Origin of the sequence: Xanthomonas campestris pv. campestris str. ATCC 33913 (assembly GCF_000007145.1) — a bacterium.
GTDB classification, from domain to species: Bacteria; Pseudomonadota; Gammaproteobacteria; order Xanthomonadales; family Xanthomonadaceae; genus Xanthomonas; species Xanthomonas campestris.
The window spans coordinates 4,112,413-4,125,719 of sequence record NC_003902.1; the positions used below are offsets into that span (position 1 = coordinate 4,112,413).

Annotated in this window: 9 protein-coding genes and 1 pseudogene; all 10 read right to left on the bottom strand. The window is 61.6% G+C overall.

All coding sequences use genetic code 11. The features are described 5' to 3' along the window. Positions 1 to 54: 54 nt before the first annotated feature. Positions 55 to 1,266 (bottom strand): D-alanyl-D-alanine carboxypeptidase family protein, encoded by a 1,212-nt coding sequence (locus XCC_RS17895; RefSeq protein ID WP_011038554.1) that lies wholly within the window; start codon positions 1,264 to 1,266, stop codon positions 55 to 57. A 128-nt stretch (positions 1,267 to 1,394) separates the two neighbouring features. Then, positions 1,395 to 2,741, bottom strand: coding sequence for a septal ring lytic transglycosylase RlpA family protein (locus tag XCC_RS17900; protein ID WP_011038555.1), 1,347 nt, complete (start codon positions 2,739 to 2,741; stop codon positions 1,395 to 1,397). Then, a complete protein-coding gene (mltB, locus tag XCC_RS17905) occupies positions 2,738 to 3,877 on the bottom strand; it encodes a lytic murein transglycosylase B (protein ID WP_011038556.1) in 1,140 nt (379 codons plus the stop codon). The genes XCC_RS17900 and mltB overlap by 4 nt, the downstream gene beginning before the upstream one ends. A 354-nt stretch (positions 3,878 to 4,231) precedes the next feature. Next, a complete protein-coding gene (locus XCC_RS17910) occupies positions 4,232 to 5,632 on the bottom strand; it encodes a glycoside hydrolase family 28 protein (protein WP_011038557.1) in 1,401 nt (466 codons plus the stop codon). Between the two features lie 356 nt (positions 5,633 to 5,988). Continuing rightward, complete coding sequence (locus XCC_RS22485; RefSeq protein ID WP_158014641.1) at positions 5,989 to 6,936, bottom strand: peptidoglycan-binding domain-containing protein; 948 nt, start codon at positions 6,934 to 6,936, stop codon at positions 5,989 to 5,991. Then, entirely contained in the window at positions 6,912 to 9,824 is a 2,913-nt protein-coding gene (locus tag XCC_RS17920) for a zeta toxin family protein (protein ID WP_011038559.1), read from the bottom strand. Before XCC_RS17920 ends, XCC_RS22485 begins: the two co-directional genes overlap by 25 nt. After that, positions 9,821 to 10,465 carry a hypothetical protein gene (locus XCC_RS17925; protein ID WP_011269504.1) on the bottom strand — a complete coding sequence of 215 codons (645 nt, stop codon included), beginning with the start codon at positions 10,463 to 10,465 and terminating at the stop codon, positions 9,821 to 9,823. The genes XCC_RS17920 and XCC_RS17925 overlap by 4 nt, the downstream gene beginning before the upstream one ends. A 122-nt stretch (positions 10,466 to 10,587) precedes the next feature. Continuing rightward, positions 10,588 to 11,010, bottom strand: a complete 423-nt coding sequence (locus XCC_RS17930) for a hypothetical protein (protein WP_075287115.1) — start codon at positions 11,008 to 11,010, stop codon at positions 10,588 to 10,590. 87 nt (positions 11,011 to 11,097) lie between these two features. After that, a pseudogene (locus tag XCC_RS17935) lies at positions 11,098 to 12,114 on the bottom strand (type IV secretory system conjugative DNA transfer family protein); the annotation flags it as partial. A gap of 26 nt (positions 12,115 to 12,140) precedes the next feature. Then, positions 12,141 to 13,243 (bottom strand): IS3-like element IS1404 family transposase gene (locus XCC_RS17940; RefSeq protein WP_138922025.1). Its coding sequence is split into 2 segments (ribosomal slippage): positions 12,141 to 12,985 and positions 12,985 to 13,243, totalling 1,104 coding nucleotides; the frame shifts between segments, so codons are not numbered across the junction. Positions 13,244 to 13,307 lie beyond the last annotated feature (64 nt).

Sequence of the window (13,307 nt, forward strand, 5' to 3'; positions counted from 1 at the left end):
CCGATTCTCCACTCCCGATTCAACAAAAAAAGCCGGCTTTCGCCGGCTTTTTTGTTATTCGGATTCCCACCACATCCAGAAGGCGTCCCAGAGGCGCTTGAAGAACCCGCCCTCTTCCACCGCGTTGATCGCCACCAGCGGTGCCTGCGCGATGACCTTGCCTTCCAGGCTGACCTTGACGGTGCCGACCTGCTGGCCCTTCTTGATCGGCGCCTGCAGGTTCTTGGCCACTTCCATGCTGGGCTTGAGGTCTTTGTAGCGGCCACGCTGCAGACTGACCAGCAGCGGCTGGGCCACGCCCAGTTGTACTTCGTCCTGCTCGCCCTTCCAGACCTTCTGCTTGGTCACCACCTTGCCCGGTGCGTACAGGCTGTGGGTCTCGAAGAAGCGGAAGCCCCAGTTGAGCAGCGCCAGGCTGTCATCGGCACGCTGGCGCTCGGAGGTGTCGCCCATGACCACGGCCACCAGCCGCTGGTCGCCACGCTTGGCCGAGCTGAGCAGGCAGTAGCCGGCTTCGGAGGTGTGGCCGGTCTTGATGCCGTCCACGGCCGGGTCGCGCCACAACAGCAGATTGCGGTTGTTCTGCTTGATGGTGCCGACCTGGAATTCCTTGATCTTGTTGTAGGCGTAGGTCTCGGGGTAATCGCGCACCATCGCACGGCCGAGCATGGCCAGATCGTAGGCGCTGGAATGGTGGCCCTCGGCGCTCAACCCATGTGCGTTGACGAAGTAGGAGTTCTTCATGCCGATCTTGGCGGCGTAGCTGTTCATCAGCGAGGCGAAGGCTTCTTCGCTGCCGGCGACATGCTCGGCCAGCGCAATCGCGGCATCGTTGCCGGACTGGATCGCCATGCCCTTTTCCATGTCTTCCAGACGCGCAGTCTGGTTGACCGGGAAGCCGCTGTAGCTGCCGTCGGTGCCGGCACCGCCCTCGCGCCAGGCGCGCTCGCTCATCATGACCTGGTCGTCGCGGCTGATCTTGCCGTTCTTGATCTCGGCCGCCACCACGTAGGAGGTCATCACCTTGGTGATGCTGGCCGGCGCCAGTTCCTGGTGGATGTTCTCACCGGCGAGCACCTGCCCGGTGGCGTAGTCCATCAGGATCCAGGACTTGGACACGGCCGGTGCCGGTGCCGGCGGAACCGGCAATGCCGCCGGAGCGGTCGGCGCGGCAGCGGCGGGGGTCGGCTGCGGCGCAGGGGTCTGTGCGCAGACCAGGCCGAACGCGAACGTGGCCACGGCAGCGGCGGCGAAGCGGAATTTCATTGAAGAACGACTCCTGACGGGCCCGAAGGCTGGGTAATGCGAAATTGTAAGGGGCCACAGCGATCAGGGCGATGCGCACTGGCGTCGCGCCTGACCGAAGTTCAGCCCCGCTCAGGCGCGCAGGGCGCTCAATTGGCCACGATCTGCGGGCGGCCGAAGCCCAGCCCGGCAATGCGCTGCGCGATTTCCGAGGCATTGGCGTGGTCACGTGCGTTCACGCGCAGGCGCCACAGGGTGCGCCCGCCGCTGACGATGTCGCTGACGCTGGCACCGGCAATGCCGGCCGAGGCCAGCTGTGACAGCGCGCGGTTGGCGTTCTCGCGGCTGGCGAAGCTGGCGACCTGCAACAGGATGTCGCCCAGCGCGGCTTCGGCGGCGGTCGGCGGCTTGGCAACGATGACCGGAGCGGCAGGACGCGGCGCTGGCGGAGCATCCGGCGTCCTGGCCACCGCCACGGTGGTTGCCACGGCGGCGGCAGCGGCCGGGCGCGGCGTGGCCGCTGTCGGTTTGCCGGTGGCCACGCGCACGCCCTGCGACTTCATCCACGCATCGAAATTGTCGGCATTGCCCGGCTGCCGCGAATCGGCCACCCGGTAACGCCAGCGCTCGCCCATCGGCACTGGCGCTGCGGCCGTGCCGGTGGCTGGCGGGCGGGCAGTGGTGCCGCGGGCGGGCAGCTGTTGCACCAGGCTGTCGATCTGGCTGCTGGCAGCCGGTTTGGCCGCGGCCACGGTGGTGACCGGCGCGATGCCGCTACGGCGCTTGGCCAGCAGATTGGCGTTGTCGGCTTCGGTCAGGCCGCGTACCTCGACATTACCGGTGCCCTTGCCGGTGATCCCCAGCTTCACCGCAGCGGCGTAGCTCAGGTCGATGACCCGGCCATCGTGGAACGGCCCGCGGTCATTGACGCGCACCACCACCGATTGCCCGTTGTCGGTATTGGTCACCAGCGCAAAGCTGGGCAGCGGCAGGGTCTTGTGCGCAGCGGTGAAGGCGTACATGTCGTACACCTCCTTGTTGGAGGTCAGCCGGCCGTGGAACTTGCTGCCGTAGTACGAGGCGGTGCCGCGTTCGACATAGTCGCCGGGGTTGTCCATCACCACGTAGCGCTTGCCCAGCACTTCATACGGCGAGCGATTTCCCACCGCCGAGCGCGGCTCGTTGCTGACCAGCGGCTCGGGAATGCAGGCCACGTTGGGCACGTGGTCCGGGGTGGAGTCCTTGACGCCGGGTTTGTACAGGCCGCCGGCGGTGTAGTCGCCGCGCGTGGAGGGGTCTTCCTTGGCGGCGGCATACGGCGAGGTGGACGGGCAGCCGGTGGCGACATGCGCCGGCCCCTTGCCCTCTACCTTGACGCCCTTGATCGCGCCATTGCCGCCGTTGCCGGCGGTTTTCTTCGGTGCACTGCTACAGGCCGCCAGCCCGAGCATCAATGCCATCGGGATCAGCCACTTGGGACCTGTGATGCTGTTCATGCCGGGGGTAACTCCTTGCCGGCGATGGCCTCGGACAGCTGGAACACGGCCATCGCATACATCTTGGAAATGTTGTATCGGGTGATCGCGTAGAAGTTCTGGAAGCCCAACCAGTACTGCTTGCCGTTGGCATCATCCAGCGTGATCGGCGTGGCGGTGCTGCCGGCAACCACCGGCGCGTTGGGCTGGTAGCCGCGCGCAGACAGATCGGCCAGCGTGTACACCGGCGACCAGTCGGTGGGGTTGAACTCCTCGCGCCCCGCAGCCAACGTGGCCGGCACGGCGACCTGACCATCGCGCACCCAGCCGCCCTTCTTGACGAAGTAATTGGCGATCGAGGCGAAGACGTCGTCGTGATCGGTGAACAGATTGCGCTTGCCGTCGGCATCGCCGTCGACCGCGAACTGGCGGTAGCTGGACGGCATGAACTGGCCCATGCCCATGGCGCCGGCATAGCTGCCGATCAGGGTGGTGACGTCGAGTTGCTCTTCCTTGCCCAGTGCGAACAGCTGGCCGAGTTCATCGCGGAAGAACAGCTCGCGGCGCACTTCGCGTTCGAGCTTGGCTGGGTCGCCGCTGCGCGGGTAGCGGAAGGCCAGCGTGTACAGCGCGTCCAACACACGGTATTTGCCGGCGTTGCTGCCGTAGCTGGTTTCCACCCCGATGATGGCCACAATCACCTGCGCCGGAACACCGGTGGCGGCTTCCACCTTGCTCAGCTCGGCGCGGTGCTCGGCCAGGAACTTGCGGCCGCCGTCGATGCGCGCCTGGGTGATGAACATCGGCCGGTATTCGTTCCACGGCTTGACCCGCTCGGCCGGGCGCGACATCGCGGTGACGATCGCATCCTTGAACTGGGCTTGTGCCAGCACCGCTTCGATCTGCGCCGCGTCGATGCCGTACTTGGCCGCGGTGTCACGCACGAAGTTGGCGCGTGCGATCTCGAACGGCACCGGGGTCAGGTCCACCGGCGGCAAGGCCGGCGCTTCGGCCGCCGCACTGGCGGGCGCAGCGGGAGCAAGCGGCGGCTTGGCCGGCGGCGCACTGGCGGCCGGAGGCGCAGGTGGAGGGCTGGGCTGGGTCGCGCAAGCGACTAGGCCGAGGGTGAGCAGGCAGGTCAGTGTGCGTCGAATCATCGGCCGAGGGTAACAGAGACCAGATGAACTTCTGGCAATAAGGCCATGAAACGCAAGAACTTTAGGTCTTGTCAAGGCAGGGCGCAGCACGGGCACACCCTCGCTGCGACTGCCGGCGAGCGGGCATGGGCATGGAAGAACTGCGAGAGCGAACAGATGGGCCTGGTTGCCGCGACTGCCGGTCGCGGCTGTCGCGTGCCGCCTCTGGCATCACCTTCCGTGACACCTCACCAGGTGCGACCGGCTTCCGGCCGCACCTGGATGGGATACATCAACTGAAAGCAGTTCGTCCAGGCAGGTCGACCTGCTGCCGGTAAGTTGCGCAGCCCCGGTGACCCACCGCACCCAGTCCGATCACAACGCAGGAAAGTGCGGTGCGCTCGAGCAGGTCGGGATGCTGCCGGCAAGCTGCACGGTGCTGGTGGTGACATTGGTGCCGGTCGGCACGAGCTCGCTGCTGCTCAGCCCGATCCGCGCATTGCTGGCGGTGACGGCCTTGTTGCCTGTCGCAACATTGGCAAGCACCAGGTCCAGCGGTGTCTGCTCGTTATAGCCTTCCAGGATCCAGCCCTTGCCCTTGAGACCCGCATCGCCGGTGGTCCGCAAGCCATTGACGACAATCTGGCTGAAGGTGGGCGCGGTGCCGCTGCCGCCGCTGGAATAGAACGGGTTGATCACCAGCGGGCTGGTGACGCCGTACAGGCAGGTATTGCGATAGGTAATCAGACTGACCGGGCCGCCCTTGGCGATGCTGGTCTTGATGCGCAGACCGTTGTTGTCGGTGCTGCGGTTGCCGGCATCGTCGCTGGCGGTGATGGCAGTGGAATCGACCAACACATTGCTGACGCCGGACATCACCTCGCTGCCGATCGAGATGCCGTGCGTGCCGTAGCAACGATTGTTGCGCAAGGTGATGTTGCCGGACTTGGAGGCGATGGTCTTGATCGCCACGCAATCGTCGCCGCCCATCACATCGTTATCGAACACGGTTGCGTTGACCACGCTATCCAGGTCCAGGCCATCGGTGTTGGGGCTGGTCGCTGGCGACTTCACCCGCGTGCCCCAGATGGTCAGGCCATCGACGATATGCGCGAAGAAATGGAAGTACGCCGCATTGATCAGATTGACGTTGTAGAGCGTAAATGCGCTGGAATTCTGCACCTTGATCAGGTCCGGGCTGTTCTGCACCTGGTTGGCCTTCTTGGCGTTCTCGCCGAACTCCCACCACGTGGTGCTCTTGCCGAGCATGGTCAGGTCACCACGGCCATCGATGGTGCCCTGGCGCCCACCGATGCGCACACCCATCACACCGGACCTGGTGCCCTTGACGCTGATCAACGGCAGGCATCCGCCACTCTTGGAACCGGCCGTGCCGCAGCCACTGCCGTAATCGGCGGGGTTACGCGAGCCGTACACGGTGACGCCCTGATCGACCACCAACGTCACGCCAGTAGGAATCGACAGCGGCCCGGTCAGGAACGCGTTGCCCGCGCCCGCCGTCAGCAGCACGCTGCCATTCTTCCCCGCACACGCGGTCAGTGCGGCCTGGATGTTTTTGGTATCGGGCGGCGCACTTTCCAATGCCGCCGCGAACTGGCGCGCGCTAGCCGTGTGCTCGGCCTTTACCGCCTGGCAGGTCGCCGGAATACCAGGCTCGGAGACTGCACGACCATCGCCGGTTGCCTGGGTGATGGCGCTCGCCTGTGAGGCAAGCGAAAGACAAAGACCGCCGATGGCGGCAGCAAGCAGTTTCATGACGTAGTCACCCGAAGAAGAAGAGACGCGTGCCGTTCGGGGGCGACGCAGCGCCCAGGGAACCAACACGGTGAATGGCGCACTCTACAGCGCGTCGACCGGGGGCGATGGCAGCGCGCGAACCGGCTGCCGTGCAAACGAAGCAGCATGCCACCGCGCTTCCTTGTTGCTACCAAGTGCGCAGATCCACGTGGTCAGCAAGTTAGTGCGTGGCGTTACTTGGCAAGGAAACGATCCACTGCGGCTAGTTGCGGCGCATGCCCGGCTGAGCGGAACTTCCGCAAGGCATGCCGCCGACATTACCCTGCCTCGCAGAGGGCCATCCAACACAGGCGGCGCGTCGCTTCAAAGTAAGGTCAACCACCGCCATCACTGGCAGGCGCTTCTGACATCGCCTGCTGCTGAGAGCGCGCAGCAAGCGTCATCACCGGGCCCGTAGGCTCCTTGTCGATCTCCTCGCGCTCGCGCTGGAACTGCACCATCTCCTGCGCCCGTTGCTGATCCATTGCCTCCGTTTTTTGCAAGGTTTCAGTCATGCCGGGCGATGGCGTATTGAGCGCGGTTTCCGAATGGAATCCCAGCGTTTTGCCAAAGACAAAGGCCACATCATCTTGGATGGTTACTTTCCGGAGTTCATCCGCGCGCTCAATCCCCGATTCTTTGACGGCTTGAAGCACTTCGGCCGTTTTCTCATCAGATGTGCCCCTGGGGAGCTGTGCCTGGATGGCGGAGAACAATGCGTAATCCCGATGATCAGAGGGAAACGCCTGCTGAGCGACATCTTGGGATGGCCTGATTTGCTCGACCCGATCCTCATCGTTCACGCCTGCGTTTGAACGCCCGCCAGTCCCACCAAAGCCAGGCGATGACGTATAGGAGGACGACGCGCGCTCAGGCAAGACGATCTGTGCCGGCACTTCGCTCTGAGTTGGCGTTGGCGTTGGCGTTGGCGTTGGCGTTGGCGGCAATGTTGCCTGCATCGCTTCTTGCTGCTCTGCCTGCAATGGAACAGCCGATGGCGCATCGTTCTGTGGCGTGCCTACTCGGGCTTGCTGCTCGCTGCCCTGCTCCACCGGCCCATTTGCCGATGCCGGCGCTATGGGTTTCAAAGCTTCTCGGCGCGCATGTTGTGCCTGGGACAACGCTTCATCCAGCTCTTGTCCGGCAACGCCCGTTGCCGGCAAACCTTGGTCTTGCTGGAACTGTCTCACGGCATGTTCGGTCTCCGAACCGTAGTGCCCGTCTTGCGGCACGGCCTGCCCGTTTGGACCACGCGCATCTACTTGCTGCAAGCGATATTGCAAGAACTCGACTTCTTGCCCCCGGTCGCCCAGGCGCAGCCCTTCCACTTCATGCGATGAGCGCGGTGTTGCGGCAGCTGCCTGAGTAGGCGCTTGATTGGGGACGGTCGAAGCGGATGATGCTGATCCAAGGTTCGGCGCAGATGCGCCCGCCAAGGCTGGGCCCACTGCCTCTGCCCTCGGCTGGACTGCGCCGGCTGTCGGGGGTGCCCCAACCTCAGGTGCTTGGGTCTCTTGGGGTTCTCGTTGCGGGACAGGTTCGGGCTTCGGTTCGGCAGGCTTGGCGACCGGGCGCACGTCTTCCTGCAGAGACGCGTTGACGGATGTAGCCACCGCGACAGGAGCAGGCGTTGCCGCCTCCGCAGCAGCAGGCGCATCGGGTGTACGTGCAACGTCTCGATCTCGCTGCGCATCAATGGCCGCCTGAGGTGCTCGGGTTTCATCCACATGCGGGGCGGTAACCGTTGTCGCCGCAAAGCTTGCGGCTTGCTGCGCTTCTTGCGTAGGCACACCTTGCCGATTAGCCTCCCGCAACGCTTGCTCGTAAGCATCGCGCTCTTGGGGCGACTGTGCGTCAATGCGTTGCTCCGGCGCTCCGGCGCACCGGCCGAAGGCGGTTGCTCCTGCCGAAGTGACTGCACCTCGCTGAGTGCCTGATGGATATCGTCGGTGCTGGTCATTGCTGCAACACGCACCGCACCATCGGCGTCACGGCTCAGATGCTGGATGGGGCTGTACACCGAGTATTGCGCGGTCGTATCACGCTGCAACGCCAAAGAGCTGGTCGCGGCATCGATCCCGTTTGCCTCACGTGTCCGTTGCACCGCAAGCTGGATCGCGCCTGCGGTCTGGGCATTGGGCGCAACGCCATAGGCGGCATAGGCCGCTTCGGTATTGGCCTGATCTTGTTGCTGTGGCGTTGGCGTTGGCGCTTGCCTTGCCGGCATCTGTGCCAACGCCTGCCCGTGCTGCTCCAATGCCGGTTGCAAGCGTTCGCGCGTTGCATTGAGTTCTGACGGGACATTGCCTTCGGCAGCAACACCATCATGCCGCCACTGATCTTGCGTATCGCGCTGATACTGCTTGCCGTCCGAGGCTTGCAGTGAGTCTGGGTTCAAGGCTGCCTGCACGGCTGATGGCACGGGGCCAAAATCGTCCCATCCATTGCGCTGATAGGCAGTCTGATAAGTCGCTGCAATTGCAGCTGGGCCACGGGCAATGTTGGCGTCCACCACCTGGGCTGCTTGTTGATCCAACCCGGCACTGCGCTCGGGGCTTGCCGGATCAACCGTCCAGACGGGCCGCTCGTTCCTATCGACTTCGTCGGCGATCATCCGGGACCACTGGCCACTTGCCGGATCATGCCGCCAATCCCGTGCGTAAAGATGCGCAGCATCTGCCTCACTGGATGGCTGCACATAGGGGTTACTGGGTTGCACCTTGCCAAGCGCCTGCTCGGTCGCTTCGCTACTGGCGTGATAGTTCAGCTCGCGCGCTTTTTCGGGCAGTGCGAACATGGCCTGCTTCTGCGGTGCATCGACGCTATCGTTGGGAAGATCGGCCTTTTCTTGGCGCAACCACTGGTTGCCATTGAACTCCCAGCTCACGCCCTGCTTGTCAGTTTGTGTATAGATCTGGCGGTTGTCCCAGAGCGTCACGGCCTTGTCGGCAGCAGCACTGAACAGATAACCATCGGCCACCACCAGCGCGACGGGCCCGGCGCCGGTTGTGCCAACCACGGCAGCGGCGGCGGTGCCTCCCGCCCAGCCGCCTATGCCTCGGGCACTAAAGTGCAGCGCTTCTGACCGCGCAGCGGTAAGGTTGTCTTGCGCCAACAGCGTGCCAACACGCTCTCCGGTTTGCGACGCATCGTAGGCAGTGGCGGCAACGCCCAAACCCGCAAGCCCTGCTGTCATCCCGGCGCGACGCAAGCCTGGGATCTCCGGCTCAGGCACAGGCACGCGTGCAGGCGGAGCCCCTGGCCGCACGAGTTCATCAATGGTGGCAATGCCTTCCAGCCGGCTGTTCACGCCGTCACTGACGTGTAGCTCGGCGTGCTCAGCAAGCACTTGCTCCTGAACGGCGGGGGCGGCGTTGGGGATGTCTTGCACATGCGCCGGTAGATCGCGGTGCCAATCGACCTGTTGTTGCCAGCTTTCGCGCAGTACTTGGGTGACCGCTGGATCCTTGAACCACGCATTGCGCGCCGCTTCCAGTGCCTGCCCGGGCGGACGTGCATCGGTGCGGCTATCGTAAACCTCGGCACCCTGGCGGTTGAAGATGCGTACGGGCGCCGTGGTCTGGGCATGCACCGTGTCCAGGCTGATCGGCAGCCTGGTGTAGACGACCTCGCGATGACTTTCGGGCACGTAGCGGCCGTAGCCTTCCCGATCGAGCTGCTGAGAAAACCTGGAATCGACGCCATGCTCGCTTTCCAGCTTGTGCGCGGCCATTGCACGCACCTCGACGTCATAGCCGCGCGATTGCAGATCCTTGATCAGTTCCGCGCTCCACTGGCCATTGCTGAGCGTGGTGTCGAAGATCAGGTTCTTCTTGCCTTCGATAGTGACTTGCAGCAGTTCATCGGCCCATTGGCTGGCATCGGAGTGGGTGTAGCCAGACCAGGTGTAGGGGTGGGCATTGCGCAGGGCGGACACTTCGGGGTGAGCGTTACGCAATTCATCCGGATCGATCAGGACGACATCCCTGCCTAGCTCGACGTCTGCAGCTCTTGCGAGACTTCCTTTTCCCGAGCCAGGTTGCCCAGCGAGGATGATCGCCTTGGGGTGTTCGAAGGACGTTTTTGTCTCCAGTGCGGCATCATCAAGAATCTTCTGCTCAAATAATCTGCGATGCTCGACATTATCGAGACGGGATTCCTTTTCGTTCATATCAAAGACTCCTTGTGCGTCTCGATGTAATTCCACAGCTGATCTAGATCCGACATTCCGCGATTTCTCGATCTTGCATGGCGGGTCAAACGTTCTTTTTCTTCAGCCATTTTTACGGCGTTAGCATCACCGCTAGCGTGCGCAAGATCGAGTTCCTCGCGGGCTTCGGAGATGAAAGACTCAAGCCTTCCTTCCAACGCCCAGATGGCTCCATCGAACGGAATCAACGGATTTGGCTTCCTGATGTAATCATCGAGAACATCCTGCAAGCGCTGAATCAACTCGGGATAGTCTCTCAGTAGCTCACGCAATTTCTGCGGCACAGGAGGCGCAGGCAAGCCGTTTTCAATGGAGGGAGGCATGGGCTTCGACATGGCAGGATCTTTCCTCTTAGGCATGGGCACGCGCGGCGCAGTGTGCGCATTGTCATCCAGTGCAGGGACCGGCTGCACCGGCTGCACCCACGGTGCCGGCTTGGGTTTGCGCTTGACATGCTCCAGCAAGCCGCCATGCGGCAGCGGGCCTAGCTCGCGCTGCGTGCGTTCATTGATCAGTTGCAAATCGCGCAGCAGCTGTGCGGCACGCGTCTCGGCTAAGCGCTGCGCCAATGCGATGTAATGGGAGCCTGATGTATCGCTCATATGGGCTTCCTTCTGCAGATGCCGCTGGAGAATAACCGGCTTCAGTAAAATGGTGTCGCATGGCTAACATTGCGATATCCATTTTTTAATATTCTATTGTAAATGCGATCCATCAATGCCGATCATTTTCCTCGTGAGACGAGGTATTTAACGACAGGAGAAAGATCGGAAAAATAGCCGCGGTATACTGGAAATGCTGAAAAATCCCTGAACTTTTTTTCAGCTAATTCGCAAGAAAAATCGATTTTTATCTGGTCAACTGCTGATTTAGAAAGCCTAACGTCTTTAGCTACAGCATCAAGTTCTTGCGATGCTTCAATGTGAAATTTATTTAATTCAGCACAAACCATATCCATCAACCTTCTGTAAGCCGGGCCGTATTTCTCCCTCGAGAATTCGCCACCTGGCAATTTTTCCGCGAATTGATCAAAAGCATCTTGCAACCTCGATAAATATGTAGGATAACTTCTTAATATTTTGTATAACTCCAGTGGGATTGGGTAGCGTAAATCACGATCCAGAGGTTCGTTTTCATCGACTAGCATCTCAACACTCCTTCCACGTTTGCGTACCAGGCGCAGGAACTAACCGTCTCTCCATATCCCATAGCACTTTTTTATAAAAATTAATTGTTACCATGCCGCCGTAGACATTAAGGCCTTAACTTCTGCTTTAGGTAACAGCCGCTTCGTGAAGTAAGCATCTTCGTAATACTTGATCTTCTCGCAGAGCACCGGGCTTGGGATGCCTTCATAGAGGAAGACTTCCTTATCAAAACCCATCGCCTTCAACTCCTGCGGCAGCATCAAGGCGCGGCGCTGCTCGGTTTCTGAATAAGACACGCTGCTTTGCTTGCCACTGGTTTGCGACTTGTTCTTCTTGCGCACCGTGGTGTAGCCGAGCATGTCCGAGTAGTCGTTGGCGTCTTGCTGCTCGCGCGGGGCATAGACGATTTGCAAGGCGTGGTTGGTGATGATGGTGCGCGAGACATCCTTGCCATAGGTCGCGTCCAGCTGCGCCATGCTCTGGATGATCGGTAGCAAGCGAATGTTGTAGCCGGCCATGTAGCTCACCGCGCTTGCAATGATGTCGACCCGGCCGATGGACGTGAACTCGTCCATCAGCAACAAACACTGGTGTTCGAGCACCGGGTTGTTCTGCGGCAGCTCTTTGGTGTTGAGGTTGATGAGCTGACTAAACAGCAAGTTGATCAACAGGCGGCTTTCGGCAAGCTTGTTCGGCTGGATGCCGATGTAGATGCTCATCTTCTTCTTGCGCACATCAGTCAGCAGGAAGTCGTTGTCGCTGGTTGACGCATCCAGGATCGGATTGATGAACTGGTTGAGCGGTTCCTTGAACGTGCCCATGATCGAGGCGAAGGTCTCTTCGGCTTGCGAGAGCAAATTGTCAAAGGCTGTCTTTGCGTCACGACCCAGGAAGTCGCGCTGCGAGAGCTTTTTGAGGTAGCCCTTCAAGTCGCTGCCATCTCCCGACGACACGCGATAGAGCATTCCAAGGGTTGGAAACATCCAGGTGTCTTTGGGGTGCTCGCGCTTGATCTGATCATCGAGGCTATCGAACAGATAGAGCGTAAACGCCATGAAGGCGTTGCGGGCCTGGCTCACCCAGAACTTTTGGGCGTCCGACGTCCCCCCGCCCTGAGTAGCGGCCTGGTTTAGAGTCCGGGGTTGATGATATCGGTGTTTGCCAGATGTTGGGCATAAGCAGCCGGGGTCATGCCGCCGATTGCTTTCTTGGGTCGGTCCTCGTTGTATTCGCGTCGCCAGCGTTCGATTTCGGTGCGCGCGTGCAGTAACGTCGGGAACCAGTGCTCGTTGAGGCATTCGTCGCGCAGTCGGCCGTTGAAGGATTCGACGTAGGCGTTCTGGTTCGGTTTGCCTGGCTGGATGAGCCGTAGTTGCACATTACGGGCATGCGCCCAGGCGACCATCGCCTTACCGCAAAACTCCTTGCCGTTGTCAGTGCGGATCACCTTCGGCAAACCGCGACTGTGCGCCAGTCGGTCCAGCACGCGCGTCACCCCGTGCCCGGAGATCGCGCGCTCCACTTCGATGGCGACCACTTCGTGGGTTGCATCGTCCACGATCACCAGACACTTGATCACCCGGCCTTCGGCGGTGCGGTCGAACACAAAGTCCATCGACCACACCTGGTTGGCCTGCGATGGCCGCAGCAGCGGTTGACGCTCGCCTATTGGGACCTTCTTGCGCTTGCGGCGGCGCACTTGCAGCTGCTGCTCGCGGTACAACCGTTCCACACGCTTGTAGTTCACGATGCGCCCTTCTTGCCGCAATTTGAGATAGATCATTCCCACGCCATAGCGGCGATGGCGATGTGCCAACGCACAGATGCGTTCGCGCAGTTCGCCATTGCGATCTTCGCGCGGGCAATACCGCAGTGCACTGGCGCTCATGCCGATCACTGCCAACGCACGACGCTCGCTGGCACCACGCCCGATCCATTCGCGCACCAGCGTCCGACGCGCCGGTGCGCTTACCACTTTTTTCGCAGTGCATCCTTGATCAGGTCGTTCTCGAACAGCTGCTCGGCCAGCAACTTCTTCAGCCGCGCGTTCTCGGACTCTAGGTCCTTGAGCCGCTTGGCATCGGGCACGCTCATCCCACCGAACTTGCTGCGCCACAGGTAGTACGAGGCCTCGCTGAAGCCATGCCGCCGGCACAGGTCCTTGATGGCGACGCCGCTTTCGGCTTCGCGCAGAAAGCCGATGACCTGCTCGTCAGTAAAACGTTTCTTCACGTCCAATCTCCTCGGGGTAGGGAATTGGACTCCAAACTGAGGCGCTACTCAAAATTGGGGGGAC

What these genes read in the sequence shown, in the direction of transcription:
- XCC_RS17895 (WP_011038554.1), bottom strand. Translation starts at nt 1,266, where the DNA reads ATGAAATTCCGCTTCGCCGCCGCTGCCGTGGCCACGTTCGCGTTCGGC.
- XCC_RS17900 (WP_011038555.1), bottom strand. Translation starts at nt 2,741, where the DNA reads ATGAACAGCATCACAGGTCCCAAGTGGCTGATCCCGATGGCATTGATG.
- mltB (WP_011038556.1), bottom strand. Translation starts at nt 3,877, where the DNA reads ATGATTCGACGCACACTGACCTGCCTGCTCACCCTCGGCCTAGTCGCT.
- XCC_RS17910 (WP_011038557.1), bottom strand. Translation starts at nt 5,632, where the DNA reads ATGAAACTGCTTGCTGCCGCCATCGGCGGTCTTTGTCTTTCGCTTGCC.
- XCC_RS17920 (WP_011038559.1), bottom strand. Translation starts at nt 9,824, where the DNA reads ATGAACGAAAAGGAATCCCGTCTCGATAATGTCGAGCATCGCAGATTA.
- XCC_RS17925 (WP_011269504.1), bottom strand. Translation starts at nt 10,465, where the DNA reads ATGAGCGATACATCAGGCTCCCATTACATCGCATTGGCGCAGCGCTTA.
- XCC_RS17930 (WP_075287115.1), bottom strand. Translation starts at nt 11,010, where the DNA reads ATGCTAGTCGATGAAAACGAACCTCTGGATCGTGATTTACGCTACCCA.